The 24755-nt window shown below is 74.8% G+C and carries 24 protein-coding genes and 2 pseudogenes; 15 read left to right on the forward strand and 11 right to left on the reverse strand.

Annotated features, from left to right (window positions below):
* Positions 1-15 precede the first annotated feature (15 nt).
* Positions 16-828 carry a DUF3027 domain-containing protein gene (locus ABC795_RS02590; RefSeq protein WP_347059312.1) on the forward strand — a complete coding sequence of 271 codons (813 nt, stop codon included), beginning with the start codon at positions 16-18 and terminating at the stop codon, positions 826-828.
* Positions 829-835: 7 nt separating this feature from the next.
* Here the strand turns inward: ABC795_RS02590 and ABC795_RS02595 are convergent, their stop codons facing one another.
* Complete coding sequence (locus ABC795_RS02595) at positions 836-1075, reverse strand: DUF2530 domain-containing protein (protein ID WP_347059314.1); 240 nt, start codon at positions 1073-1075, stop codon at positions 836-838.
* 105 nt (positions 1076-1180) lie between these two features.
* Here ABC795_RS02595 and ABC795_RS02600 point away from each other — a divergent pair, with 105 nt between their 5' ends.
* Genes ABC795_RS02600 through thpR form a run of 5 tightly spaced genes read left to right on the forward strand, consistent with a single transcriptional unit; the run spans position 1181 to position 5591 of the window.
* Positions 1181-2743, forward strand: coding sequence for an NCS2 family permease (locus ABC795_RS02600; protein WP_347059315.1), 1563 nt, complete (start codon positions 1181-1183; stop codon positions 2741-2743).
* A 27-nt stretch (positions 2744-2770) separates the two neighbouring features.
* Positions 2771-3205 carry a MarR family transcriptional regulator gene (locus ABC795_RS02605; RefSeq protein ID WP_347059316.1) on the forward strand — a complete coding sequence of 145 codons (435 nt, stop codon included), beginning with the start codon at positions 2771-2773 and terminating at the stop codon, positions 3203-3205.
* Positions 3206-3252: 47 nt separating this feature from the next.
* Positions 3253-4587 carry an MFS transporter gene (locus ABC795_RS02610; RefSeq protein WP_347059317.1) on the forward strand — a complete coding sequence of 445 codons (1335 nt, stop codon included), beginning with the start codon at positions 3253-3255 and terminating at the stop codon, positions 4585-4587.
* A gap of 57 nt (positions 4588-4644) precedes the next feature.
* Entirely contained in the window at positions 4645-5028 is a 384-nt protein-coding gene (locus ABC795_RS02615; RefSeq protein ID WP_347060750.1) for a hypothetical protein, read from the forward strand.
* Between the two features lie 20 nt (positions 5029-5048).
* Positions 5049-5591 (forward strand): RNA 2',3'-cyclic phosphodiesterase, encoded by a 543-nt coding sequence (gene thpR / locus ABC795_RS02620; protein WP_347060673.1) that lies wholly within the window; start codon positions 5049-5051, stop codon positions 5589-5591.
* Position 5592: 1 nt separating this feature from the next.
* Here thpR and ABC795_RS02625 read toward each other — a convergent pair whose 3' ends face one another.
* Positions 5593-6093, reverse strand: coding sequence for an aldo/keto reductase (locus tag ABC795_RS02625; RefSeq protein ID WP_347059318.1), 501 nt, complete (start codon positions 6091-6093; stop codon positions 5593-5595).
* Positions 6094-6120: 27 nt separating this feature from the next.
* Here ABC795_RS02625 and ABC795_RS02630 point away from each other — a divergent pair, with 27 nt between their 5' ends.
* Entirely contained in the window at positions 6121-6951 is an 831-nt protein-coding gene (locus tag ABC795_RS02630) for a thioesterase family protein (protein WP_347059319.1), read from the forward strand.
* Between the two features lie 6 nt (positions 6952-6957).
* Here ABC795_RS02630 and ABC795_RS02635 read toward each other — a convergent pair.
* The 3 genes and pseudogenes from ABC795_RS02635 to ABC795_RS02645 form a co-directional block, all read right to left on the reverse strand.
* Positions 6958-7299 (reverse strand): annotated as a pseudogene (locus tag ABC795_RS02635) (hypothetical protein); the annotation flags it as partial.
* A 124-nt stretch (positions 7300-7423) separates the two neighbouring features.
* Complete coding sequence (locus ABC795_RS02640; protein ID WP_347059320.1) at positions 7424-7873, reverse strand: ATP-binding cassette domain-containing protein; 450 nt, start codon at positions 7871-7873, stop codon at positions 7424-7426.
* Between the two features lie 136 nt (positions 7874-8009).
* Positions 8010-8312 (reverse strand): annotated as a pseudogene (locus tag ABC795_RS02645) (ATP-binding cassette domain-containing protein); the annotation flags it as partial.
* Between ABC795_RS02645 and ABC795_RS02650 the strand changes: the two are divergent.
* Positions 8293-9099 carry an RNA methyltransferase gene (locus ABC795_RS02650; RefSeq protein ID WP_347059321.1) on the forward strand — a complete coding sequence of 269 codons (807 nt, stop codon included), beginning with the start codon at positions 8293-8295 and terminating at the stop codon, positions 9097-9099. The pseudogene ABC795_RS02645 and the gene ABC795_RS02650 overlap by 20 nt on opposite strands.
* Here ABC795_RS02650 and ABC795_RS02655 read toward each other — a convergent pair.
* Positions 9096-9569 carry a general stress protein gene (locus ABC795_RS02655; protein ID WP_347059322.1) on the reverse strand — a complete coding sequence of 158 codons (474 nt, stop codon included), beginning with the start codon at positions 9567-9569 and terminating at the stop codon, positions 9096-9098. The two genes, ABC795_RS02650 and ABC795_RS02655, sit on opposite strands and share 4 nt — an antisense overlap.
* Before the next feature lie 180 nt (positions 9570-9749).
* Complete coding sequence (sepH, locus tag ABC795_RS02660; RefSeq protein ID WP_347059324.1) at positions 9750-10670, reverse strand: septation protein SepH; 921 nt, start codon at positions 10668-10670, stop codon at positions 9750-9752.
* 255 nt (positions 10671-10925) lie between these two features.
* Between sepH and ABC795_RS02665 the strand changes: the two genes are divergently transcribed.
* Positions 10926-12395: a circularly permuted type 2 ATP-grasp protein gene (locus ABC795_RS02665; protein WP_347059325.1), complete on the forward strand. Its 1470-nt coding sequence runs from the start codon at positions 10926-10928 to the stop codon at positions 12393-12395.
* 13 nt (positions 12396-12408) lie between these two features.
* On the opposite strand, the gene ABC795_RS02670 is transcribed toward ABC795_RS02665, so the two are convergent.
* From ABC795_RS02670 to ABC795_RS02680, 3 genes are all read right to left on the reverse strand, one after another.
* Entirely contained in the window at positions 12409-15009 is a 2601-nt protein-coding gene (locus tag ABC795_RS02670; RefSeq protein WP_347059326.1) for an ATP-binding protein, read from the reverse strand.
* Between the two features lie 104 nt (positions 15010-15113).
* Positions 15114-16226, reverse strand: coding sequence for a phosphoserine transaminase (serC, locus tag ABC795_RS02675; RefSeq protein ID WP_347059327.1), 1113 nt, complete (start codon positions 16224-16226; stop codon positions 15114-15116).
* Positions 16227-16329: 103 nt separating this feature from the next.
* Positions 16330-17448 (reverse strand): citrate synthase 2, encoded by a 1119-nt coding sequence (locus tag ABC795_RS02680; RefSeq protein WP_347059328.1) that lies wholly within the window; start codon positions 17446-17448, stop codon positions 16330-16332.
* Between the two features lie 204 nt (positions 17449-17652).
* On the opposite strand from ABC795_RS02680, the gene pdxH reads away from it, so the two are divergent.
* Complete coding sequence (gene pdxH, locus ABC795_RS02685; RefSeq protein ID WP_347059329.1) at positions 17653-18300, forward strand: pyridoxamine 5'-phosphate oxidase; 648 nt, start codon at positions 17653-17655, stop codon at positions 18298-18300.
* A gap of 110 nt (positions 18301-18410) precedes the next feature.
* Positions 18411-19664 (forward strand): MFS transporter, encoded by a 1254-nt coding sequence (locus ABC795_RS02690; RefSeq protein WP_347059330.1) that lies wholly within the window; start codon positions 18411-18413, stop codon positions 19662-19664.
* A 118-nt stretch (positions 19665-19782) separates the two neighbouring features.
* On the opposite strand, the gene ABC795_RS02695 is transcribed toward ABC795_RS02690, so the two are convergent.
* On the reverse strand, positions 19783-20466 hold the full coding sequence (locus ABC795_RS02695) for a UdgX family uracil-DNA binding protein (RefSeq protein WP_347059331.1): 684 nt from the start codon (positions 20464-20466) through the stop codon (positions 19783-19785).
* Positions 20467-20608: 142 nt separating this feature from the next.
* Here ABC795_RS02695 and ABC795_RS02700 point away from each other — a divergent pair, with 142 nt between their 5' ends.
* From ABC795_RS02700 to ABC795_RS02715, 4 genes are all read left to right on the forward strand, one after another.
* A complete protein-coding gene (locus tag ABC795_RS02700) occupies positions 20609-21526 on the forward strand; it encodes an ATP-binding cassette domain-containing protein (RefSeq protein ID WP_347059332.1) in 918 nt (305 codons plus the stop codon).
* The gene (locus tag ABC795_RS02705; RefSeq protein ID WP_347059333.1) at positions 21523-22713 is read left to right on the forward strand and encodes an ABC transporter permease; all 1191 of its coding nucleotides are present in this window, start codon (positions 21523-21525) and stop codon (positions 22711-22713) included. Before ABC795_RS02700 ends, ABC795_RS02705 begins: the two co-directional genes overlap by 4 nt.
* A 38-nt stretch (positions 22714-22751) precedes the next feature.
* The gene (locus tag ABC795_RS02710) at positions 22752-23732 is read left to right on the forward strand and encodes a TIGR03557 family F420-dependent LLM class oxidoreductase (protein ID WP_347059335.1); all 981 of its coding nucleotides are present in this window, start codon (positions 22752-22754) and stop codon (positions 23730-23732) included.
* A 117-nt stretch (positions 23733-23849) separates the two neighbouring features.
* The gene (locus ABC795_RS02715) at positions 23850-24710 is read left to right on the forward strand and encodes a tetratricopeptide repeat protein (RefSeq protein ID WP_347059336.1); all 861 of its coding nucleotides are present in this window, start codon (positions 23850-23852) and stop codon (positions 24708-24710) included.
* The last annotated feature ends 45 nt before the right edge of the window (positions 24711-24755 follow it).

Consider the following 24755-nt stretch of genomic DNA (forward strand, 5'->3'; position numbering starts at 1 on the left):
CGCCACAATGGGTGGGTGTCCGAGTCCTCCGCAGCAGCCCGGCCCGCCTCCGCCGCGGTCGACCCGCTGACCGCCGCGATCGAGCCGGCCCGCGCGGCCGCCGTCGAGACGGCCGGCGACGCCGACGCAGTCGGCGAGCACCTGGGCGCCACGCCCGAGACCATCCCCTCCGGCGAGGCCGGGTCCTCCCTGGGTGAGGTGCTCACCCACACCTTCGCCAGCCGGCTGCCGGGGTACGTCGGCTGGCACTGGGCGGTCACCATCGCGCGCGTTCCGGGCGAGGACCGGATCACCGTGGACGAGGTGGTGCTGCTCCCCGGTGACCAGGCGCTGCTGGCGCCCGCCTGGGTGCCGTGGCACGAGCGGCTGCGCCCGGGCGACCTGTCGGTGGGCGACGTCCTGCCGGCCACCGAGGACGACCCGCGGCTGGCGCCGGCGTACACGGTCGACGACGACTCCGCCGACGACCCGGAGGGCCGGGTCGTCGCCGGGGAGATCGGCCTGGGCCGGGAGCGGGTGATGTCCCGGGAGGGCCGGTCCGAGGCGGTGTCCCGCTGGAGCGCAGGGGAGTTCGGCCCGACGTCGCCGATGGCGCGGCAGGCACCCGGCCCGTGCGCCACCTGCGGCTTCTACCTCCCGCTGGCCGGGTCGTTGCGGCAGACGGTCGGCGCCTGCGGCAACGCCTACTCACCCGGCGAGGGGCGGGTGGTCACCGCCGACTACGGCTGCGGCGCGCACAGCCAGGCCACGCTGGTGGTCGTCCAGGACACCGAGGTGGTCACCTCCGCCCGCTACGACACCTCGGAGTACGACGTCCTGAGCGACTGACCGCGGCTCAGCCGCGGTCGCGGTCGCGGTCGCGGTGCTGCAGCTGGCCCTGCAGCTTCATGACGCCCAGGCCGAGCACCGCCAGCCCGATGGCGGCGACGCAGGTCCAGGTCCACATCCGGTCCACGCGGTCGCCCAGGAGCAGCAGCACGACGAGGGCCACCGCCCACACCCCGGTCCCGGCCAACACGACGCGGGCGGTGTCGACCTGGAGCGGCGGCGGGGCCTGCTTGAGTGGACCGGGCACGAGGGCACCCTAGATCGCCGCTGGGGCACGGGTGGACGTGCCCGGCCCGGCCGTGTGGCACGCTGTCGCCGCTCGTTGGCCACCCGCACCGCCCGGAGAGTCCGCATGCCCCAGCAGTCCCGTCCTTCCGGTGGCGCCAGCGCCTCGGGCTCCCCGGCCGACGGCGGCACCCCGGCCGACGTCTCGGCCGGCACCCCGACGCCGCGACGCAGCGAGGGCCCGCGGTCCAGGCCGAAGAACGGCCTGGACCGGTACTTCGAGATCAGCGCCCGCCGCTCGACGGTCACCCGCGAGGTGCGCGGCGGTCTCACCACCTTCTTCACGATGGCCTACATCGTGGTGCTCAACCCGATCATCCTGACCAGCATCGCCGGGCCCGACGGCACGCCGGGCGCCGACGTCGAGGGCACCGTGCTGCCCTTCGGCTCCATCGCCGCGGTCACCGCGCTGCTCGCCGGCGCGCTGACGCTGCTCATGGGGATCGTCGGCCGCTACCCGTTCGCGCTGGCCACCGGCCTCGGCATCAACGCGCTGGTCGCCGTCTTCGCCGCCACGCAGCTCTCCTGGCCCGAGGTCATGGGCCTGGTCGTGCTCGAGGGTCTACTGATCACCGTGCTCGTGCTCACCGGCTTCCGCAAGGCCGTCTTCGAGGCCATCCCGGCCCAGCTGAAGACGGCGATCGCGGTCGGCATCGGCTTCTTCCTCGCCATCATCGGGCTGGCGGACGCCGGCATCATCCGCCCCGGGAACCCGCTGATCAGCTTCGGCATCGGCGGGCAGCTGGCCGGCTGGCCGATGCTCGTCTTCGTCGTCGGCCTGCTGCTGAGCAGCCTGCTGGTCGTCCGCAAGGTCAAGGGCGCGCTGCTCATCGGCATCGTGGCGACGACGGTGCTCGCGATCGTCGTCGAGGCGATCGCCGAGGTCGGCCCCCGCTTCGGGGCCGACGGCGCGGAGAACGAGCGCGGCTGGGCCCTGCAGGTGCCGGCGCTGCCCGAGGACGTCGTCGGCAGCCCCGACTTCTCGCTGCTGGGCAACTTCTCGCTGTTCGGCGGGTTCGAGCGGATCGGCGTCCTCGCCGCCCTGCTCATCGTCTTCTCGATCATGATCGCCGACTTCTTCGACACGGTCGGCACGGTCACCGCCGTCGGGGCCGAGGGCGGCATGCTCGACGAGAACCGCAACCTGCCGCGGTCGCAGCCGGTCCTGCTGGTCGACTCGCTGGCCGCCGCCGCGGGTGGCGCCGGCAGCGTCTCGTCGAACACCACCTACATCGAGAGCACCGCCGGTGTGGCCGACGGCGCCCGGACCGGGCTGGCCAGCATCGTCACCGGCCTGCTCTTCCTGGTCGCGGTGTTCTTCACCCCGCTGGTGGCCGTGGTCCCGTCGGAGGCCGCCGCCCCGGCGCTGGTCATCGTCGGCGCGCTGATGATCAGCCAGATCAAGCACCTCACCTGGGACGACATGTCCCTGGTCATCCCCGCGTTCCTCACCATCGCGCTGATGCCGTTCACCTACTCGATCACCAACGGCATCGGGGCCGGCGTCGTCAGCTTCGTCCTGCTCCGCGTGGCGGTGGGACGGCGCCGGGAGATCCATCCGCTGATGTGGGTGGTGGCCGCGATGTTCCTCGTCTACTTCGCCCTCGAGCCGCTGCAGCAGCTCTTCTGAGCGGCCTCCTGAGTTATGCTAACGATCGTGGGCCGGACGACGCTCGGCACCGCCGCGCTCGCCCACGAGCTGCGGCTGGCGGTCATGCGCTTCTCGCGGCGGCTGCGCAACCAGCGGGTGGACACCTCGGTCACGCTCACCCACCTCGCGGCGCTGTCGACGTTGCAGCGGCACGGCCCCATGAGCCCGGGTGAGCTGGCGAGCCACGAGCGGGTCCAGCCGCCGTCGATGACCCGGGTCGTCGTCGCGCTGGAGAGCGCTGGGCTGGTCACCCGCACCCCGCACCCGACCGACGGGCGCCAGGTGATCATCGACCTGACCCCGGCCGCCGAGGAGTTGCTCTCGGCGGAGGCGCGGGCGCGGGAGGCGTGGCTGGCCGGCCGGCTCCAGGAGCTGACCGCCGAGGAGCGGGCGGTGCTGCGCGAGGCGGCCGAGATCATGGACAAGCTCGCCAGTGGGTGACCTGCACGAGCACTGACCAGCGGGCGCCGTCCGAGCAGGGCAGGGGGATGTTCCGGGCCCTCCGGGTGCGGAACTTCCGCCGCTACGCCTCGGCCAACCTGCTCAGCCTCACCGGGACCTGGATGCAGCGCATCGGCCAGGACTGGCTGGTGCTGCAGCTGTCCGACGACAGCGGCGTCGCCCTCGGCCTGATCACCGCGCTGCAGTTCGGGCCGTCGCTGCTGTTGAGCATGTACGGCGGGGTCCTCGCCGACCGCTACCCCAAGCGCCGGCTGCTGCTGATCAGCCAGGGGCTCATGGGGCTGCTGTCGCTGGTGCTGGGGACGCTGGTGGCTACCGGCGCGGTCCAGCTGTGGCACGTGTTCGTGCTGGCCGGGGCCCTCGGCTCCGTCTCGGCCGTCGACGTGCCGGTGCGGCAGGCGTTCGTCTCGGAGATGGTCGGGCCGGGGCTGATCACCAACGCCGTCAGCCTCAACTCGACGATCTTCAACGGTGCCCGGCTGGTCGGGCCGGCGCTGGCCGGCCTGCTCATCGGAGCGGCGTCGGGGAACACCGCACCGGCCTTCTTCCTGAACGCGGCCAGCTTCGCCTTCACCATCGCCGCGCTGGCCGGCATGCGCGCCGACGAGCTGCTGCCCAGCCCTCCGGTCGCCCGGGGCCGGGGCCAGCTGCGCGCCGGGCTGGCCTACACCTGGGCCCATCCCGACCTGCTGCTCGCGATGGGCCTGGCGTTCGTGACCGGCACCTTCGGCTTCAACTACCAGGTCACCATCGCGCTGATGGCCCGCGAGACCTTCGACCTCGGTGCCCAGGCGTTCGGCCTGCTGTCCACCTGCTTCGCCGTCGGCTCGCTCAGCGGCGCCCTGCTGTCCACCCGGCGCAGCGTCCGCCCGCGGCAACGGTTCCTCATCGGCTCGGCGGTGCTGTTCGGCGTCTGCACCGTCGTCGCCGGGCTCATGCCCACCCACGTCGCCTTCGCGCTGCTCCTTGTGCCGACCGGTGCGGCGGCGCTGGTCTTCAGCGTGGCCAACAACAGTTTCGTCCAGCTCGGTGTCGAGCCGCAGATGCGCGGCCGGGTCATGGCGCTGTACTTCATGTGCTTCATGGGCGGCACGCCCGTCGGGGCGCCGCTGGTCGGCTGGGTCTCCGAGCACCTCGGCGCGCCGTGGGGCCTCATCCTCGGCGGGGGAGTGTGCGTCGTCGCCGGGCTCGGTGCGGCCGCGGTGCTGGCCCGCCATCGATCGGTGCGCGTGCGGCTGGACCGGGCGCCGCTGCGGTTCCGCCTGCAGGTCGGCCCGCAGGGCCCCGTCGTCCCGCCCCCGCAGGTGCGGGCCGCGGAGGAGAGGCTGGCCGAGAAGGCGCCGGGGCAGCAGTCGCTCTGAGCGGGCTCGCGCGCGTACCGTCGGCGGCACGATTCCGCACGTGCGCAGGGGAACGCCATGGTCGCTCTCGTCCAGCTCGTCGCGCTGCTCGCCGCGTTCGCCGCGCTGGTCGCCGGCATCGGCCCGCTGACCCGGTGGCTGGAGGCGTGGTCCGCGCGCCGCCACGCCGCCCGCCACCCGGCGCCGCCCGGCCGGCCGTTGCAGCTCGTGGCGGCGGACCTGCGCCGGCTCGGCTGCCAGGTCGAGCTCCTCCCGGCCGGGGCGCCGATGGCCCGCCGCCGCGCCGTGCAGGCCGCCTACGACGACGTGCTGCTCGAGGCCGCCGCGATGCTCGGCGAGGCCTCGGACCTGGGCGCCCTGCGGGACGACCGGGCCCGCGCGATCGAGCGGCTGCGGCTGGTGAGCGCCCTCCGCCGGGCCGGTCTGCAGGTGCCGGCCTGAGCCCCGGCCCCGCGCACCGGCTGTTCGTCGCCGTCGACCCGCCCGGGGAGGCCCGACGGCACCTCGACCGCGCGCTCGCCCCGCTGCGCGACGCCCCCGGTGCGCCCCGCTGGAGCCGTTCCGAGCGGTGGCACCTCACGCTGCTGTTCCTGGATCGCGTGCCGGACGCCGTGGTGCCGGCCCTGGTCTCCGCCGCCGGACCGGCGATCGCCGCCACCCCGCCGATGACGCTGCGGCTGGCCGGGGCAGGGCGGTTCGGCTCGCTGCGCCGTCCGCAGGTCGCCTGGGCCGGGGTCGAGGGCGACGTCGCCCCGCTGGTCGGGCTCGCCGGCCGGCTGGCCGACGCCGCGCGGGGTCTCGGCATGCCGGTGGAGAACCGCCCGTTCCGGCCGCACCTCACCCTCGGCCGGTGGCGGCCCGGCCGGCCCGCCGACGGCAGCCTGACCGACCGGCTGGCCGGCTACCGGGGGCCCGGGTGGCCGGTGACCGAGGTGCGGCTGGTCGAGAGCCACCTCGGCGCGACCGCCCGGTACGAGGCGCTCGCCACGTGGCCCTGCAGCTGAGCTACGGCCCCGCGTCAGGGGCCCGGCCCGACGATCGGCGCGGTGACCGCGGGCTGGTGCAGCAGCCAGGCCAGGCCGACGTCGGCCGGGGCGTGCCCCAGGTCCCGGAGAGCGCCTCGTAGGCCTCCAGGGCGGGGCGGTGGGCCTCGATCCGCTCCTGCCGGCGCAGCGACCCCTCGCAGGCTCGGACGATGTTGCGGGCGGAGAGGAACCTGTCGTTGGGCCAGTCCGACATCCCGCCGTAGACCTTGGTGGCCAGCACAGTCTTCTCCCTGCGCCCCTCGCCGCGGGCGAACCAGCTGCCGAGCACCTCCTCGGTGCGGCCCTTGCCGGCGTCGACGCCGTAGACGTTGGCGGTGTCGAAGAAGTTCACGCCCTCGGCGAGGGCCCGGTCCATGGTCGCGTGGGAGTCGCCCTCCTCGGTCCTCCAGCCGAAGTTCATGGTGCCCAGGCACAGCCGGGAGACCGAGAGGCCGCTGCGGCCGAGGTGGGTGTAGTCCATGCCGGCGGCCCTGGCACCCTGTCCGGCGTGCCGCAGAACGATGACCGGGTCCTCTCCGACTTCGACGCCGCCACCGCGGTGCGTCGGGGGGAGGGCGGCGCGCTGGTCGCCGACCTGCACCCCGGGTGGGAGGTCGGCGGCGGCATCCTCAACGGCGGCTACCTGCTGTCGGTGGCCGGCCGGGCGGCGGTGCTGGAGAGCCCGCACGCGCACCCGGTCGCGATGTCGGCGAGCTACCTGCGCGCGGGCGCAGCGGGCCCGGCCGGCCTCGCCGTGACCCCCGGCCCGGCCGGTCGCACGCTGGCCCACTCGACGGTCGTCCTCTCCGACAGCAAGGGTCCGGTCGTCACCGTGCAGGCCACCACGGCCACCCTGGGCGACGGCGAGGTCGAGTACTCGACGCCCATGCCGCAGGTGCCCGCCCCCGAGCAGTGCCTCGACATGGCCGCGAACGCCCACCTGGCCGCGGTGCCGATGCACCTGCCGGGCCTCACCGCGCACGTGCAGAGCCGGCTGGACCCGGCGACCGCCACGTGGGCGATGGGGCAGCCCTCGGAGGAGCCCGTGCTGCGGGCGTGGGTGCGGCTGGCCGACGGCCGCCCCGCCGATCCGCTGGCGCTGCTGACCTTCGCCGACGTCCTGCCGCCCACCAGCTTCGCGACCGGCCGGATGGGCTGGGCGCCGACGGTGCAGCTCCAGGTCCTCGTCCGTGCGCTGCCGGCACCGGGCTGGTGCCTGGTGGAGGCACGGGCCACCGAGATCGCCGACGGCTGGTCCGACGAGGACTACCGGGTCTGGGACTCCACCGGCCGGCTGGTGGCGCAGAGCCGCCAGCTGGCGCGCACCGCCCGTCGGTGAGGCCGGTCAGCGGGGGAGGTCGAGCTCTCCGGTGAGGTAGCGCTGGACGGTGGGAGCCATCCCCGCGACCAGCGGCTCCGGTGCGGACGAGGCCAGCGGCTCCACCTTCAGGACGTACCGCGCCATGACCAGCCCGATCAGCTGGCCGGCCACCAGCGCCCCCCGCGCCTCGCGTTCGGCCGGCGGCAGGTCCAGCGTGCCGACGACCCGGCGCAGCACCTGCGACACGAGGAACTCCCGCAGCAGCTTCGCCGTCCACTCGTTGCCCACGGCGGACCGGACGAGCGCCAGCGCCGCCGGCTGCATGGGGCCGTCCCAGACCCGCAGCAGCGTCCGGACGAGGTTCTCGCCGAGGTTGTCGCGCCCCCCCCCCCCCCCCCCCCCCCCCCCCCGCGAGCACCTCGGGCAGCAGCTCGGCCGGGTTCGCCGGTGCCTCGATCGCGGCCAGGAAGAGGACTCCCCGGGGCGGCGGTCACGCCGCGACCTCCGTCCGGGCGCGGACGACGGCGAGGAACGCCGCCTCGAGGTCCTGGGAGCCGCCGTCGGCCCGCAGCTGCGCGGGCGTGGAGTCGGCGAGCAGCTCCCCGTCGTGCAGCAGGAGCAGCCGGTCGCACCGGCCCGCCTCGTCCATGACGTGGCTGGACACGATGAGGGTCGTGCCCCCCGCCGCCAGGGCGTGGAACCGGGCCCACAACTCGGCCCGCAGGACGGGGTCGAGCCCGACGGTCGGCTCGTCGAGCACCAGCACCTCGGGATCGCCGACCAGGGCGCAGGCCAGAGACGCGTGCCCGCGCTGGCCGCCGGAGAGGTCGCCCACCAGCTGTCGCGCCGCACCGGCCAGGCCCACGTCGGCGATGGCGGTGTCGGCTGCGGCCGCATCCCGCCCGTGGAGCGCGGCGAAGTAGCGGGCGTTCTCCCGCACGGTGAGGTCGGGGTAGACGCTCAGGGCCTGGGTGACGTACCCGACGCGGGCGCGCAGCGAGGGGGGGAGGGGGGCCGGCCGGTGCGCCCAGGACGGTGACGGTGCCCGAGCGCACCCGCTGCACGCCGACCACGGCGCGCAGCAGGGTGGTCTTCCCGCTGCCGCTCGGCCCGAGCAGCCCGGTCACCTGCCCCCGGGGGACGGTGAAGGAGAGACCGGGGAAGACGCGGCGGCGCCCCCGGTCGACGACGAGGTCGGTGGCGGTGACGGCGTCCATGACGCGCCCCCCAGAACTCATCCAGTGATGAACTCGACGCTGGATGAGTTGCCGGCGCGGCGTCAACGGGGCTCGTGGTCCCGTCGGGCCCAGGGGGTGGGTGCGGTGGGCCGGCCGGTCAGCGGCGGGCAGAATCGGCGGCGTGCCCGCTCCCGTCGTCATCACCGATCCGCGCGACGAGCGGGTGGCCGACTTCCGCGACCTGAAGGCCGGTGACCGCCCGGCCGGCACCCCGCGCGGCACCGGGCCGGTGATCGTGGAGGGCGTTCCGGCGGTGCAGCGGCTGCTGGCCTCCCCGTACCGGGTGCGGGCGGTCTTCGGCGTGCCCGGGCGGGTGGCCGCGCTGGGCCTGCCCGACGACGTCCCGGCCTACGAGGCGGACAAGTGGGTGCTCTCGGAGGTCATCGGGTTCCGGCTCACCCGGGGCGTGGTCGCCTCCGCCGACCGCCGGCCCGCCGACGACCTCGACGTCGTGCTGGCCGGATCCGAGCCGGCGGCGCCGCGCCGGCTCGCCGTCCTCGAGGCGCTCAACGACGCCGAGAACCTCGGCTCGATCGCGCGCTCGGCGGTGGCGCTCGGCGTGGACGGGCTGCTGCTGGACCCGCGCTGCGCCGACCCGCTGTACCGCAGGTCGGTGCGGGTCTCGATGGGGCACGTGCTGTCACTCCCGTTCGCCGTGCTGCCCGGGTGGCCGGCCGGGATCGAGCGGCTGCACCAGGCCGGGTACCTGACGGTCGCGCTCACCCCGGCCGCCGACGCCGTCGACCTCGCCGACGTCGATCCGCGGGCGCACCCGCGCACCGCGGTGCTGCTCGGCGCCGAGGGGCCGGGGCTCACCCCGGAGGCGCAGCAGGCGGCGCGGGTGCGTGCCCGCATCCCGATGCGGACGGGGGTGGACTCCCTGGGCGTCGCCGCCGCGGCGGCGGTCGCCTTCGCCGCGCTGCGCTAGCCGCGCAGCGAGAATCGGGCGAGCAAGGCGCGGGCCTCCTCGGCGTGCGCCGGGTGGCACATCACGTCGTAGCGGCTCGCGGTGATCTTGCTCGTGCTGGTGAAGTCGCGTCGGCCGCGGGTGGCGGCGTACCCCATTCCGCCGAAGGCCGCACCGAACGCCAGACCGATGAGCAGGCCGGTGAGGACCGAGCCGACCCAGCTGCCTCCGTCGGGCGTGAAGATGCCCAGCAGCAGGCCGACGAACAGACCCCACCAGGCGCCGCCGGCCGCACCGGCGGCCACCGCCCGCCCCATGGTCATGCGGCCGGTGACCGTCTCCACCATGCGCAGGTCCGTGCCGATGATCGTCACGTTCTCCACGGCGAACTTCTCGTCCGACAGGTAGTCGACCGCCGCCTGCGCCCGCTCGTAGCTGTCGTAGGACCCGACCTGCACGCCGCCCAGCGGCATCGACACCGAAGCACCCATGCCTGGTCGACTACCCGGCGGAGGCCGGTTTTCCACTCGGACGAGGCTGTCGGCCCGAGCCCGGTGCACTCCGGCGGATCGGCCGGTACCCGCGGTCAGGTCGGCGGGGACCATCCTCGTCCACGACGAGCTCGCTGCACACGCCGGGCGCAGTGGTGACCGGGCGGACGACTCTCGCCACTAGCGGTTGCGGCGGACCCCGAAGACGATGTCCTCCCACGCGGGGATGCGGGCGCGCGGGTCTTCGTCGTCGTCCGGGGCCGCACCGCCGCCGCGGCCGAGTACCACCGTGTCGTGCTCGGCCACCTCGTCGAGGAGCGCGGCCATCGCCTCGTCGTCCTCGGGGGAGCCGTCGGGTGCGTGGACGTCGCGCACGACCGCGTCGCCCTCCGCCGGTGGGAGGGGGTCGGGTGGGGGGGGAACCGGCTCGGGGGCGCGGACCACCGCGACCGGGCGGCTGCGGGTGATCGGTGCGGGCCCCCCGGAGGGCACGTCGGGAACCACCCGGACCAAGCGGGTGCCCTCGGCGAAGTCGGTCGTCGCGGCGTCGGCGGGGGTGACCGTGCGGGAGGGCAGGTCGTAGTTCCACCGGGCGGTGCCGGATTTCGCCCCGGCGCGCCAGGCGGCGGTGACCACCCAGGTGCCTTCGTCGCCCCGGAAGGCGTCCCACTCCACCGCGTCGATGTCGGTGTCGATCAGCCGCAGCCGCTCCACCATGAACTGCTGGAGGACCGCGCCGGGAGCGCCCTCGCTGAGCCGGACCCGGGCCTCGCGGGCCTGCCCGGCCACGCGCTCGCGCTCCTGCAGCACCGGGTGGGCGAAGCGCATGATCCGCTCCACCCGCGCGCCGGTGGCGGCGGCGACCTGCTCGGGCGTCTCGCCGGAGCGGATGCGGGACTGGATCACCCGCGGCGGCAGCTCGGTGCCCAGGTCGACGTCGATCTGGGTGAGCCGGCGGGCGTCCCCGCGGGCGGCGGCACGGAGGCGGTCGTCGATCGGGAGCTCGAACCGCTCCCCGCTGTCGGGGGAGTCGGGGCCCTCCGCGGAGAGGATGAGACTCTTCCCGTCGTCGGAGAGCGCCACGAGGCGCAGCGTGCGCATGGGCGACCTCCTGCAACCGGCGCGGCGGGCCCGAGAGGGGGCCCGGTCCCCGAGGCTATCGGGGCCCGGCGGGCGCCGCGCGCAGGCGGCCCGGCGTGGCGCGCAGGGCCGCGGGCACCGCGTCCCCCGGTGGGGGTCCCTGGATGGGCGGACCTCGCCGGTGCTGCTGCTCGCCGGCGAGGGGCACGCCATCGTGAGCCGCGACCACCTGGTCGAACTGGGCGGGCGCCTGGCCGCCTGGTTCGATCGGTGGCTGTGAACGGGGAGCTCTTCGCCGGATACGCCAGCGCCCGCACCGACGAGGCCGTCGATGCGGCCGGTCGCCTGCGCGACGGGTGGGCCGTGCCCACCGCCACCCTGGAGCAGCTCGGCACCGACGGGCTGACCGCCGCCGGCCGGCACCTGGCGGCCTGGCGCGAGGAGCACGGCGTCACCGTCTCGACCTGGGTGGACGGCCGGCAGGAGGTGCGCCCGGTGCCCACCGACCCGGTGCCCCGGCTGGTCGACGCCGCCACGTGGGCCGCGCTGGCGGCGGGTGTGGCCCAGCGGCACCGGGCCCTCAACGCCTTCCTCGCCGACGTCTACCGCCCGGCCGGGCGGCGGCGGGGCGACAGCGACCGCGCCCCGGAAGTGGTGCGGGCCGGCGTGCTGCCCGAGTGGGCCGTGGCGCACGCACCCGGCCGAGACCCGGAGGCGGTGGCCCGTGCCTGGCCGGGCCAAGCCCGGGCAACGGTGGCGGCGGCCGACCTGGTGCGCACCAGCGGCGACCGCTGGGTGGTCGCGCGCGACGACCTGCGGGTGCCGTCGGGGATCGGATACGCGCTGGCCGACCGGGCGAGCGCGCGAGCGGCCGTGCCGGAGCTGTTCGCCGGTCTGCAGCCGAGGGAACCGGCCGATGCCGTCGCGCTGCTGGCCGAGGCGCTGACCGCCGCTGCGCCGCCGGCGACGGCCCGCCCGCCGCGGATCGCCGTGCTCACCCAGGGTGAGAGCGCCGGCGCCTGGTTCGAGCACCGGGTGCTGGCGGAGGCGCTGGGAGTGCCGCTGGTGCGGGCCGGTGACCTGTGGCCGCGCGGCGACGGGGGGCTGGAGGCCGCCGTGGACGGCGGCCGGGTGCCGGTCGACGTCCTCTACCGGCGGTTCGACGACGCGCTGCTCGGCGTCTACCCCACGGGAGCGGGCCTGCCGCTGGACCTCGCCCTCACCGAGGCCGTCCGGGCCGGCCGGCTCGGGGTCGCCAACGTGCCGGGGAACGGGGTGGCCGACGACGCGGCGGCTTACGCCTGGGTGCCGGCGCTGATCGGCTTCTACCTGGGGGAGGAGCCGCTGCTGGACTCGGCGCGGACGTGGGTGCTCGCCGACCCCGCCGCGGAGGCGGCCGTCCGGGACCGGCTGCACGAGCTGGAGGTGGAGTCGGTCGCCGGGTACGGCGGCCGGGACGTCGTCTCCGGCCCGGCCTGCTCGGGGGCCGAGCTGGCCGCGTTGCGCGAGGAGATCGCCGCGGCGCCGCACCGGTTCGTGGCCCGCGAGCCACTGGAGCCCTCGACGTCCCCGACGCTGGTCGACGGGGTGCTGCGGCCGCGGCCGGTGGACCTGCGGGTCTTCTCCGTGGCCGGTGCCACCACCACCGCGCTGCCCCTGGCCCTGACCCGGGTGGCCGCCGGGGACGGGCCGGACCTGCCGGGCGCCCCCGGCGACGGGACCAAGGACACCTGGCTGCTGCGCTGAGACCGGCCGTCGGTCAGACGGCGGAGAGCCCCGACCGGATCCGCACCGTCGTGCCGGAGGGGCTGGGCACGGCGGTGACGTCGCCGAAGGCGCTCATCAGCGTCGAGCCGCGACCGCGGTCCATGCTGGGCACCCGTTCCCGCCACTGCCCGTAGTCGCGGATCGTGATCTCGACGAGGTCGCTGCTGACGGCGGCGGACACCTCGACGAACGGCTCGATCGGGTGCTGGGCGTGCTCGATCGCGTTGCTGGCCGCCTCGCACGCGGCGAGGAGCAGGTCGTAGGCGTGGTCGGGGTCGACCCCGGCCTCGTCCAGCAGCGCGCGCAGCCCGCGCCGCACGACCGGGATCGACGCCGGTTCCGACGGCAGCCGCCAGTGCGCCCGGTGGGGGCCGGCGGAGGTGGCGGCCGGTGGCACGGGCGACGGATCCGGACGGCCGACCGGGGTGGCGGCCGGCGGTGCGGGCAGCGGCACCGGCTCCGGGGCCCGGACGGGTGCCGGCTCCGGTGAGCCGGCGGGGGCCACAGCGCGCCCGGCGGCCCGCTCGAGCGCCACGCGCACCCGGGCGATGAGCTCGGCGGCGCGGAACGGCTTGGCCAGGTAGTCGTCGGCGCCGGCTTCCAGCCCCTCGACCGAGGCGTCCTGCCCGGCCCGGGCGGTGAGCATGATCACCGGGATGTGCCGGGTGGCCGGGTCCGCCCGCAGGGCGCGCAGCAGCTCGAAGCCGTCGATGCGCGGCATCATCACGTCGGTCAGCACCAGGTCCGGCGCGCGCTCGGCGACCGCGGTGAGCGCCTCCTCGCCGTTCGCCGTCGTGCGCACCGTCCAGTGCGGGCCCAGCAGCCGGGTCAGGTAGGCGCGCATGTCGGCGTTGTCGTCGACGACGAGCACGTCGGCGCCGCCGGCCGTGCCCGGAGCCGTGCCGGCGGGCCGCGAGGTCTCCTCCTCCCAGCTGGCCGCCTCGCCGCGAGCGGCCTCGGACGGAACCGCGGACGGGCCGGCCGGCGCGGCGTCGGGGTGCCCGGACGGGAACGCCACGGTGAACGTGCTGCCCCGCCCCGGCTCGCTGGTGACCGTGACGGCGCCTCCGTGCAGCGCGGCCAGCTCCTGCACCAGGGCCAGGCCGATGCCGGTGCCCTCCCGGGTGCGTGCGGCGGACCCCCCGACGCGGTGGAACCGCTCGAACAGGTGGGGCAGCTCCTCGGCGACGATGCCCACGCCGGTGTCGGTGACGGTCAGCACGAAACCGTCGTCCGCGCCGCGCAGGGTCACGCCGATGCCGCCGACGAAGGTGTACTTCACCGCGTTGGCCAGCAGGTTGACGACGATCTTCTCCCACATCCGCGGGTCGACGAAGGCCGGCCGGTCCAGGGGTGGGCAGTCCACGGTGAGCCGCAGGCCGGCCCGCTCCGCGGCCGACCGGAAGATGCCGGCGAGCTCCGCGGTGAAGGCGGCGACATCGGTCTCCACCCGGACCGGCGTCGCCCGTCCGGCCTCGATGCCGGCGAAGTCCAGCAGGTCGTTGACCAGCCGCTGGAGCCGCTGCCCGTTGCGCAAGGCAAGGGTGAGCTGCTCGCGGACGTCGTCGGTCAGCGGCGGCTCGGCGTCGTCCAGGACGTCGTTGATCGGCCCGAGCAGCAGGGTGAGCGGCGTGCGCAGCTCGTGGCTGACGTCGGCGAAGAAGGTGGTCTTGGCGCGGTCCAGCTCAGCCAGCGACTCGGCCCGCTCACGCTCACGCTCGAACGCGCGGATGTTCACCACGGCACCGGCGAACTGGCCGGCCACGAGCTCGAAGAACGAACGGTACTCGGCGTCGAGTGCCCGGTTCGGGCTCTTCCCGGCCAGGAGCAGGCCCACCGGCTCCTGCTCGCCCGCAGCCGTGAGCGGGAGGACGACGGCCTCGGAGACCGGGTCACCGAAGGGGCCGCCGGTGATGCGGAGCCCGTGCACAGCCGAGCGGAGCTGCTCTCCGTCGCCCGCCGCGGTCTCCGGGAGGAGTGCGCTGTCGCAGCCGATCGATGCCACGCGGCGGAGCACCGGTTCCCCGGGCTCTGACAGGTAGAGGGCCGCGAAGGGCACGTCCAGGCCGTCGTCCTCCAGTGCCCGGCACATGGCCGTCACCGTGTCCCGCTCGTCACCGAGCCGGTTGCCGACCGTCGACAGGTGGTGCAGCAGCCGCTGGCGCCGGGCGGCCAGCACCTCACCGGTCACCTCGGTGCAGACGGCGTGCATGCCGGCCACCCGACCGGCGTCGTCGAAGGCGGGTGCGTGGGACACCGTGAAGTAGGTCTCCTCGCGGTAGCCGGAGCGGGTCAGCAGCACCAGCAGCTTCGGGATCCATGAGGACTCCATCGTCGCCATGGCGTGCTCGATGGGCGGGCCCACCGTGTGCCATGTCTCGGCGAGGGTGTCCCGGATGCGGTCACCGATGGCCGGGTGCTTCTCGCCGATGACCGGGGCGAAGGCGTCGTTGTAGAACTGCAGCTGGTCCGGTCCCCAGGTCAGCAGCATGGGGAAGCGGGACACCAGGACGGTCCTGATGGCGAACCACAGGCTGGCCGGCCAGGAGTCCACGGGGCCGATGGACGTGCTCGCCCAGTCGATGCCGGCCATGATCCGCCCAGCCTCACCGCCGACGGCGAAGAGGTCGCCCCGTCGGGACCCGACCTGCCGAACTCCATCGCCATCTCGCGCCCGGGGCACCTGCTCGTCCCCGTTCAGATACGCTCAGCCACGTAATCGATGCAGGCGGTCAGCGCCGTCACGTCGTCGGGGTCGACGGCGGGGAACATGCCGACGCGCAGCTGGTTGCGGCCGAGCTTGCGGTACGGCTCGACGTCGACCACGCCGTGCGCGCGCAGCGTCGTGGCCAGCGCGGCGGCGTCCACCGAGTCGGCGAAGTCGATCGTGCCCACCACGTAGCTGCGGTGGTCGGGGTCGGCGACGAACGGCGTCGCGTAGGACGACCGCTCCGCCCAGCCGTAGAGGCGGCTCGAGGACTCCCGGCTGCGGCCGACGGCGCCGGAGAGGCCGCCGAGGGAGAGCATCCAGTCGATCTGGTCGGCCAGGAGGAAGAGGGTGGCGACGGCCGGGGTGTTGTAGGTCTGGTCCCTCGAGGAGTTGTCGACGGCGATCGACAGGTCGAGGAACCCGGGGATCCAGCGGCCCGACGCCTTGATCTCGGCGATCCGCTGCAGCGCGTCCGCCGACATGAGGGCCACCCAGAGGCCGCCGTCGGCGGCGAAGGACTTCTGCGGCGCGAAGTAGTAGACGTCGGTCTGCGAGACGTCGACGGGCAGGCCGCCGGCGCCGCTGGTGGCGTCGACGAGCACGAGCGCGTCCTCGGTGCCTGACGGGCGGGCGATGGGCGCCATCACGCCGGTCGAGGTCTCGTTGTGCGCCCAGCCGTAGGTGTCCACGCCCGCGGTGGCGGTGGGGAGGGCCAGCGAACCGGGGGCGGCCGACACGACCACCGGGTCACCGAGGAACGGGGCCTCGTTCGCGCTGGAGGCGAACTTGGCGGAGAACTCCCCGTAGGTGCCGAAGGCGGCGCGGTCGCGGATGAGGCCGAAGAGCGCGGCGTCCCAGAAGGCGGTGGTGCCCCCGTTGCCCAGCACGACCTCGTAGCCGTCGGGCAGGTCGAACAGCGCGGTGAGCCCCTCGCGGACCCGCCGGACCAGGGTCTTCACCGGCGCCTGCCGGTGCGAGGTGCCCATGACGGCCGCACCCTCGCCGGCCAGCGCCCGCAGTGCCTCGGGGCGCACCTTGGACGGCCCACACCCGAACCGGCCGTCGGCAGGCAGGAGTTCGGCGGGGATGGTGATGCTCATCCGTGGGGAGCCTTCCGGTTCACGTGCGTGGGGTGCGCCAGGCCCCGAGGACGACCCGGGTCGCGGAGTGCTGCCGGGCCGTCGTCGTCGGGAGCAGGCCTGCTCAGATCGAGGCGGCCTCGGGGTCGATGGTGTTCCAGCCCTCGACCTCCTGGGGCTTGCGGGAGTCGGGACCGATGTAGCGGGCCGACGGTCGCACGAGGCGGCCGGTGTTCTTCTGCTCGAGGATGTGCGCGCACCAGCCGGCGGTGCGGGCACAGGTGAACATCGAGGTGAACATGTGGCTGGGGACCTCGGCGAAGTCCAGGACGATGGCCGCCCAGAACTCCACGTTCGTCTCGACCGGCCGGTCGGGACGCCGCTCCCGCAGCTCCTTGAGGGCGGCGTTCTCCAGGGCGAGGGCGGCCTCGAAGCGGGGCGCACCCAGCTCCTGGGCCGAGCGGCGGAGCACGCGGGCGCGGGGGTCCTCGGCGCGGTACACCCGGTGGCCGAAGCCCATCAACCGCTCCTTGCGGTCGAGCAGGTCCTTGACGTACTTCTCGGCGTCGCCGGTCTTCTCGACCTCGTCGAGCATGTGCAGCACGCGGGAGGGGGCGCCGCCGTGCAGCGGGCCGGACATCGCGCCGATGGCGCCGGACATGGCGGCGGCGACGTCGGCACCGGTGGAGGCGATGACGCGGGCGGTGAACGTCGAGGCGTTCATGCCGTGCTCGGCGGCCGACGTCCAGTAGGCGTCGACGGCGGCGACGTGGCGGGGGTCGGGCTCGCCGCGCCAGCGCACCATGAAGCGCTCGACGATGGTGGAGGCCTCGTCGATCCGGCTCTGCGGAACGGCGGGGACGCCGATGCCCCGGGCGGACTGCGCGACGTAGGACAGCGCCATGACCGCGGCGCGGGCCAGCTGGTCGCGGGCCTCGTCGGCGCTGATGTCGAGCAGCGGGCGGTAGCCCCAGAACGGCGCGAGCATGGCCAGCGCGGCCTGCACGTCGACCCGCACGTCACCGCTGTGCACCGGGATCGGGAACGGCTCGGCCGGCGGCAGGCCCGGGCCGAACTTGCCGTCGACCAGCAGGGCCCAGACGTTGCCGAACGTGACCTTGCCGACCAGGTCCTCGATGTCGACGCCGCGGTAGCGCAGCGAACCGCCGTCCTTGTCGGGTTCGGCGATCTCGGTCTCGAAGGCGATGACGCCTTCGAGGCCGGGTACGAAGTCGTCGGCCATCTCGCATGCTCCTCTGCGCGCGGACCCACGTGCGCGCAGGGGGCTGGCGCACGATTGCGCAACGACCCTAAAGCCGTCGGCCCGGTCCTGGCACACGGGGGGCGCTCCCGTGACCTCCGGGCGGCCCGGCCGGGTGCCGGAGCGCCGCACCCGGCGTGCCTCCCCTCGCGCGCCGATGCCGCCCGGCGGTGCCAGCATGACGGCGTGCCCGACCTGACCCGCATGCGGAACGACTACACGCTCGGCAGGCTGCGCGAGGAGGAGCTGGCCCCCACCTGGGTCGAGCAGTTCGACCGCTGGTTCGCCGACGCCGTCGCCGCGCAGATCCCCGAGCCCAACGCCGTCGTGGTGGCGACCGCCGACGCAGCCGGAGCGCCGGACGCCCGGATCGTGCTGATGAAGGGCTACGACACCGACGGCATCGTGTTCGGCACCAGCTACGCGTCGGCCAAGGGGGCGCAGCTGGCGGTCAACCCCCGGGCGGCGCTGGTCTTCCCGTGGCACGCGCTGCAGCGCCAGGTGCGGGTGACCGGGCGGGTGGAGCGGATCGGCGACGCGGCCTCCGACGGGCTGTGGGACCCGCGGCCGCGCGGGTCGCAGCTGGCGGCGGCCGCCTCGGTGCAGTCGACCGTCGTCGACTCCCGGCAGGAGCTCGAGCGGCGCGTGCGGCTGCTCGACGAGCAGACGCCGGAGGGCAAGCTGCCCCGGCCGGCGGCGTGGGGCGGCTACCGGGTGGTTCCGGAGCGGGTCGAGTTCTGGCAGGGTGGCGCCGACCGGCTGCACGACCGGTTGCGGTTCGTGCGCGACGACGCGGAGGGTGGGAGCTGGCTCGTGCAGCGGCTGGCCCCGTGAGCGCTCCGCACCCCCCTTCGGGTCCGCTGGACCCGGTGGACCCCGTCGAGCCCGGCCGGGGGGTGGAGGAGCCGGTCCCGGCACCGGTGCGCAGGCGTCGCGGCTGGGCTGTGGACACCACTCCGCTGCAGAACCCGGCCTACCGCCGGCTGTTCGGCGGGGTGGCCCTCACGATGATCGGCCAGCAGATGACGCTGGTCGCCGTCCCCTTCCAGGTCTACGCGCTGACCGGTGACAGCTTCTTCGTCGGCGTCACGTCCGTGGTCGCGCTGGTCCCCCTGATTGTGTTCGGTTTGCTCGGCGGCGCGATCGCCGATGTCATGGACCGGCGGCGGCTGATGCTGATCACCTCCACCGGAACGGCGGTCGCCAGCGCGTTGCTCGCCGTCCAGGCGCTGCTTCCGGGCGGCGGCAACCTGGCGCTGCTGTGGGTCCTCACCGCCTGCGTGTCGGGGTTCGCGGCGGTGAACCAGCCGGCCCGCAGCGCCGCCATCCCAGCTGTCGTCGGCATCCCGCTGGTCCCGGCGGCCAACGCGCTGGCGATGACGGTCCGCCAGGTGGGCGTGATCGCCGGGCCGCTATTGGCCGGCGTGCTCATCGCCAGTGGCGAGGTGTTCCTGACCTACCTGGTGGATGCGGTCGGTTTTTTCGTCGCGGCGCTCCTGCTCCGCGGGCTGCCGGCGCTGCCGCCCGGCGGTCGCACCGCCGCGGTGCGGCTGGGTGCAGCGGTGCGCGGCGTGGGGGAGGGGTTCGCCTTCCTGCGCACGCAGCCGGTGCTGCTCATGACGTTCGTCGTCGACATCGTCGCCATGCTCTTCGCCTGGCCGCAGGCGGTGTTCCCGGAGCTGTCCCAGACCAGGTTCGACGACGCGCCCAACGCACTGGGCTGGCTGTTCGCCGGCGTCTCCGTCGGCGCGCTGCTGATGGGGCTCACGTCGGGCTGGGTGTCCCGGATCGACCGGCAGGGTGCGGTCGTGCTGGTCGCGATCGTTGTCTGGGGCGTGGCGATCATCGGGTTCGGCATGGCGTCGACGCTGTGGTCGGCGGTCCTGTTCCTCGCGGTGGCCGGCGCGGGCGACATGGTCAGCGCGGTCCTGCGGTCGGCGATGCTGCAGCTGGCGGCGCCCGACGACATGCGCGGGCGGATGCAGGGCGTCTTCCTCGTCGTCGTCGCCGGTGGACCCCGGCTCGGTGACCTGCGGGCCGGGGCGCTGGCCAGTGCGACGGGCGTGACCGTCGCGATGGTCTCCGGCGGGGTCGTGGTGGTGCTGGCCATGGTCGCCGTCGCGCTGCTCGTGCCGTCGTTCTGGCTCTTCCGCGCCTCCCGGTCGACCGTCGACCGGGCCCCGGGTCCCACCGCCTGACCGCGGGGCGGGTCCGACCGAGCTCGCCCGCCCCCGAGAGTGGCGAGGCCGGCCGGACCCCGGGTCTGCATATCCGATCCTCCCCGGTCCTACCCATCGGTAACGGAACGGGGCGGAGTCAGGCCAGCGCCGCGGCGACCACCGCGAGGTCGGCGACCAGGGCGTCGTAGGCGGCCGCGCGGGCCACGTCGGGGGTGCGCAGGATCGCCGACGGGTGCGTGGTCGCGAGGATCCAGGTCTGGTGCGGGGCGTCCTCCTCCTGGTCGGCCTCGGGCAGCGCGGCCTCGGCCGTCCGCACCCCGGGCGGGGTCCAGGGCATCAGCTGCCCGTGCTCGCGGGTGATCCGGAACGACGGCGAGATCAGCGCCCTGGCCGCTGTCGCGCCGAGGGCGACGACGACCTCCGGCTGCAGGACGGCGAACTCCGCCTCCAGCCACGGCCGGCATGCCCGCAGGTGCTCGGGGCGCGGCGTCTGGTGGATCCGCCGCTTGCCCTTGACCACGTGCCCGAAGTGCTTCACGGCGTTGGTCACGTAGGTCGCCGACCGGTCGATCCCGGCATCGGTCAGCGCCTTGTCCAGCAGCCGCCCGGCGGGGCCGACGAACGGCTCCCCCCTGCGGTCCTCCTGGTCGCCGGGCTGCTCGCCGATGAACACCACCCGGGCGGTCTCCGGGCCCTTCCCGAACACGGTCTGGGTCGTGTCCTGCCACAGCTCGCAGGCGCGGCACCCGGCGGCGGCGCCGCGGAGCTGGTCCAGGCCGGCGCCGGGGGGCGGCTGGGCCACCCCGTCGTCCTCGCTCATGCCCCGATGACACCGCATGCAGGCACCGGCCGCGAGGCGGGCGGTCACCCGCCGTCGACCTGCGGGCCGCGGCGTCCCACCCTGCGAGATCGTGAGGAGCGCTACGGTTCGGCGCGGCAGCGCTCGACGGCAGGGGGGACAGGTGCTCGAGTTCGACGGCCTCCGCAAGAGCTACGGCGACAACCCGGTGCTCGACGACGTGGGCTTCAGCGTCCGCCCGGGATCGATGTTCGGCTTCTGCGGCTCCAACGGGGCGGGGAAGACGACGACGATGCGGATCGCCATGGGGCTGGTCGTCGCCGATGCCGGCGAGGTGCGCTGGCACGGCCGGCCGCTGGACCAGCAGCTGCGCCGCCGGGTGGGCTACATGCCCGAGGAGCGCGGGCTCTACCCGAAGATGAGGGTCGGCGAGCAGATCACCTACTTCGCCCGGCTGCACGGGCTCGACGCCGCCGCCGCCGGGCGGGCGTCGGCGGAGTGGGTCGAGCGGCTGGGCCTGGGCGCCCGACGGGGTGATGCGGTCGAGAAGCTGTCCCTGGGCAACCAGCAGCGCGTCCAGCTCGCCGCCGCGCTGGTGAGCCGGCCGGAGGTGCTCATCCTCGACGAGCCGTTCTCCGGACTGGATCCGGTGGGCGTCGACTCCCTGGCCGAGGCGCTGCTGGACCAGGTGCGCACCGGCGTCCCGGTCGTCTTCTCCAGCCACCAGCTCGACCTGGTCGAGCGGCTCTGCGACTCCGTCGGCATCCTCGCCCGCGGCCGCATGGTGGCGGCCGGCACCGTCGACGAGCTGCGCCGGCGGGAGGCCGGCCGGCTGCTGCGTGTCGTCGTCCCCGACGCGGCTCCGGGCTGGGCCACCGCGCTCCCCGGCGTCCGGGTGGTCTCCGAGCAGGCGGGCGACACGCTGCTGGAGCTCGCCCCCGGCACCGACGACCAGACCGTCCTGGCGGCCGCCCTGGGCACCGGCCGGGTCGCGCACTTCGCGTGGCGCGAGCCCAGCCTGGTCGAGCTGTTCCGCGAGGCGGTCGCCGATCCGCGCACCGACGAGGAGGTGGCGGCGTGACCGCCCCGACCCGCTCTCCGGAGCAGACGCCGGGCAGCGCCGAACTCGTGCGGCTCGTCGCCGGCCGCGAGATCTCCACCCGCCTGCGGGACAAGAACTTCATCGTCGGCGTGGTGCTGACGGTCCTGCTGCTCGTCGGGATCATGGCGTTCCAGGTGGCCATCGGCTCCAGCGGCCAGGAGAGCCGGCTCGGTGTCGTGGGCGACGCCTCGCGGCTGGCTCCGGCCGTCGAGGCGCAGGGCGAGGCCGTCGGCCTCGACGTCACCGTGGTCGAGCTCGCCGACGAGGCGGCCGGGCGGCAGGCCCTCGAGGACGAGGACGTCGACGGCGTCCTCCTTCCCGGCGCCCGCCCCGAGCTGCTGGTCGACGACCGCGACTCGACGATGGAGGCGGTGGTGAGCGCGGCGGTCAGCGGGGTCGCCGTCGGCCAGCAGCTCGCCGAGGCCGGGGTCGACCTCACCGCGGTGCCGGAGGTCGAGGTCACGGCCCTCCAGGGGGACGGCGACGAGCAGCAGGTGCTGGTCGCGATCATCGGCGTCGCGCTGCTCTACGGCCTGCTGATCCTGTTCGGCCAGTTCGTCGCGCAGGGGGTGGTCGAGGAGAAGGCGAGCCGCGTGGTGGAGCTGCTGCTGGCCACGATGCGCCCCTGGCAGCTGCTCGCCGGGAAGATCATCGGGCTGGGCGTCCTCGGCCTCGCCCAGATCGTCCTCATCGGTGTGATCGCCGTGGGTGGTGCGTTCGCCTTCGACCTCGTCGCGGTGCCCGGCGACCTCATCGGCACCGTCGTCTCCGTGGTCGCCTGGTTCGTGCTGGGATACGCCTTCTACGCGGCGGCCTTCGCCGTGGCGGCGTCCCTGGTCAGCCGGCAGGAGGACCTCGGCAGCGTGCTGACGCCGATGATGCTGCTGCTCGTGGTCGGCTTCTTCATCGGCATCCAGGCCGCCGCCGAGCCGGGCGGCACGCTCGCCGTCGTCACCTCGTACGTGCCCGGGCTCTCGCCCCTGGTCATGCCGGTCCGGCAGGCGGCGGGTGAGGCGGCGCTGTGGGAGGTGGCTCTGGCGGTCGTGCTCATGCTCGGCGCCATCGTCGCGGCGGTCCGGCTGGGCGGGCGGGTCTACGCCGGGGCTCTGCTGCGCACGAGCGGGAAGACGAAACTGCGGGAGGCGCTGCGCGGCGGTCGCGGCTGAACCGGTTGGGCGCAACCGGGCCGGGGTAGCCGCGCGGCATGGCGATGCAGCTGGGCTACACGATGATGACCGAGCAGGCCGGCCCCAAGGACCTGGTGGGGCACGTGGTGGGGGCCGAGGGAGCGGGCTTCGACTTCGCGGTCAGCAGCGACCACTACTTCCCGTGGCTGGACGAGATGGGCCACTCGCCCAACGCCTGGGTCACCCTCGGCGCGGCCGCCCAGGCCACCAGCCGCATCCCGCTCATGACCTACGTGACGTGCCCGAGCTTCCGGTACCACCCGGCGGTCGTCGCGCAGCAGGCCGCCACGCTGCAGATCCTCTCCGACGGACGCTTCACGCTGGGGCTGGGCGCTGGGGAGAACCTCAACGAGCACGTCGTCGGCGCCGGTTGGCCGCCGGCCGACGTCCGCCAGGAGATGCTGGTCGAGGCCATCCAGATCATCCGGAGCCTGTTCGACGGCGACGGCTACACCAACTTCCGCGGCGAGCACTTCGACGTCGAGTCGGCCAAGCTCTGGGACCTCCCGGAGAAGCGGGTGCCGATCGGCGTCGCCTCCGGGGGCAAGCAGGCGTCCACGATCGCCGGTGAGCACGCCGACGCGCTCATCGCCACCGAGCCCAAGCCCGGGCTGGTGGAGCAGTTCGACGCCGCCGGCGGCACGGGCAAGCCGCGGATCGCCCAGATGCCGATCAGCTTCGGCACCGACAAGGCCGCCGCCGTCAGCCGGGCGCACGCCCTGTTCCGCTGGTTCGGCCTGGGCTGGAAGGTCAACTCCGAGCTCCCCGGCCCGACGGCCTTCGACGCCGCCAGCCAGTTCGTCCGCGAGGAGGACGTGGAGGGCAGCATCCCGTGCGGGGACGACGTCGAGGCGGTGATCGCCGGTGCGAAGGCGTACGCCGACGCCGGCTTCACCCACCTGGCGCTGGTGCAGATCGGCGGCGACCAGCAGCAGCCCTACCTTGAGTGGGCCCGGCGCGACCTCATGCCGGCCTGGCGCGAGGCGTTCGGCAGCTGATCTCCCGGCCCGGGGACAGCTGATCGGGTGACCGGAGCCCCCCGGGCCGCTCCCTTGGGGTGAGGTTCCCGCGCAGAGGGGCGCGCGAGCGGTCATGGCGCCGCGATCATCGACGTCATGACCGAGGACCTGGACGGGCGGCTGCGGCGGCTGCTCGGCTCCGACGACGCCGACGCGCTGATCGACCTCGGCTGCGACCTGGCCGACGCCGGCCGGCAGACCGACGCCGAGCACTGCTTCCGGCGCGCCTTCGACCTCGGTGACTCGATGGCCGCGTTCAACCTCGGGAACTCCCTCGCCGCCCAGAACCGCTGGGCCGAGGCGGTGGACGCCTACGAGACCGCCCTGCGCGGTGGCGAGGCCCACGCCTGGCGCAACCTCGGCCTGGTGCTGGAGGACCTCGGCGACCTGGCCGGCGCGATGCGCGCCTACCGGGGCGCCGCGGCCGCCGGCGACCTGGAGGGCGGGCTGCAGCTGGCCTTCCTGCTGCGGGAGCAGGGCGAGCGGGAGCAGGCGATGGCGGTGGCGGAGGAGTTCGCCGCTGCCGGTGACGAGGAGGCGGCGGCCGTCGTCGCCTGCTGGCGTTGGTGCTCGACGCTGGACCCCGCCCTGGAGGACGCGCTGCGCGCCGGCCAGCACCACTTCCCGGCCGCCCGCGCCGACCTGGCGCACCTGCTGCGCGAGACCGGCCGCTCGGCCGAGGCCCGTGCGGTGCTGGAACGCGGCGCCAAGCTCGGGGAGCAGGTGGCCTGGCTGCCGCTGGGCAACCTCTACCGCGAGGAGCTGGGCGACGAGGAGGCAGCCGAGGAGGCCTACCGCAGCGGCATCGCCGCCGGTGATCCGTACTGCCACCAGAACCTGGCGGTGCTGCTGGCCGACCGCGGCGATCTGGAGGGCGCCGTCGAGCAGTTCCGGCTCGGCGCCGAGGCCGGGGACCAGCTGGCCGCCCAGTGCCTGCGGGAGCTGGAGCTCGACTGAAGAACGACCCCGTCCCCCTCACCCTTCGCAAGCTCAGGGCGAGCC

This window comes from Blastococcus sp. HT6-30 (assembly GCF_039729015.1).
Lineage (GTDB): Bacteria > Actinomycetota > Actinomycetes > Mycobacteriales > Geodermatophilaceae > Blastococcus.

What these genes read in the sequence shown, in the direction of transcription:
- ABC795_RS02600 (WP_347059315.1), top strand. Translation starts at nt 1,181, where the DNA reads ATGCCCCAGCAGTCCCGTCCTTCCGGTGGCGCCAGCGCCTCGGGCTCC.
- ABC795_RS02610 (WP_347059317.1), top strand. Translation starts at nt 3,253, where the DNA reads ATGTTCCGGGCCCTCCGGGTGCGGAACTTCCGCCGCTACGCCTCGGCC.
- ABC795_RS02615 (WP_347060750.1), top strand. Translation starts at nt 4,645, where the DNA reads ATGGTCGCTCTCGTCCAGCTCGTCGCGCTGCTCGCCGCGTTCGCCGCG.
- ABC795_RS02625 (WP_347059318.1), bottom strand. Translation starts at nt 6,093, where the DNA reads ATGGACTACACCCACCTCGGCCGCAGCGGCCTCTCGGTCTCCCGGCTG.
- ABC795_RS02655 (WP_347059322.1), bottom strand. Translation starts at nt 9,569, where the DNA reads ATGGGTGCTTCGGTGTCGATGCCGCTGGGCGGCGTGCAGGTCGGGTCC.
- sepH (WP_347059324.1), bottom strand. Translation starts at nt 10,670, where the DNA reads ATGCGCACGCTGCGCCTCGTGGCGCTCTCCGACGACGGGAAGAGTCTC.
- ABC795_RS02670 (WP_347059326.1), bottom strand. Translation starts at nt 15,009, where the DNA reads ATGGCCGGCATCGACTGGGCGAGCACGTCCATCGGCCCCGTGGACTCC.
- serC (WP_347059327.1), bottom strand. Translation starts at nt 16,226, where the DNA reads ATGAGCATCACCATCCCCGCCGAACTCCTGCCTGCCGACGGCCGGTTC.
- ABC795_RS02680 (WP_347059328.1), bottom strand. Translation starts at nt 17,448, where the DNA reads ATGGCCGACGACTTCGTACCCGGCCTCGAAGGCGTCATCGCCTTCGAG.
- ABC795_RS02695 (WP_347059331.1), bottom strand. Translation starts at nt 20,466, where the DNA reads ATGAGCGAGGACGACGGGGTGGCCCAGCCGCCCCCCGGCGCCGGCCTG.
- ABC795_RS02710 (WP_347059335.1), top strand. Translation starts at nt 22,752, where the DNA reads ATGGCGATGCAGCTGGGCTACACGATGATGACCGAGCAGGCCGGCCCC.
- ABC795_RS02715 (WP_347059336.1), top strand. Translation starts at nt 23,850, where the DNA reads ATGACCGAGGACCTGGACGGGCGGCTGCGGCGGCTGCTCGGCTCCGAC.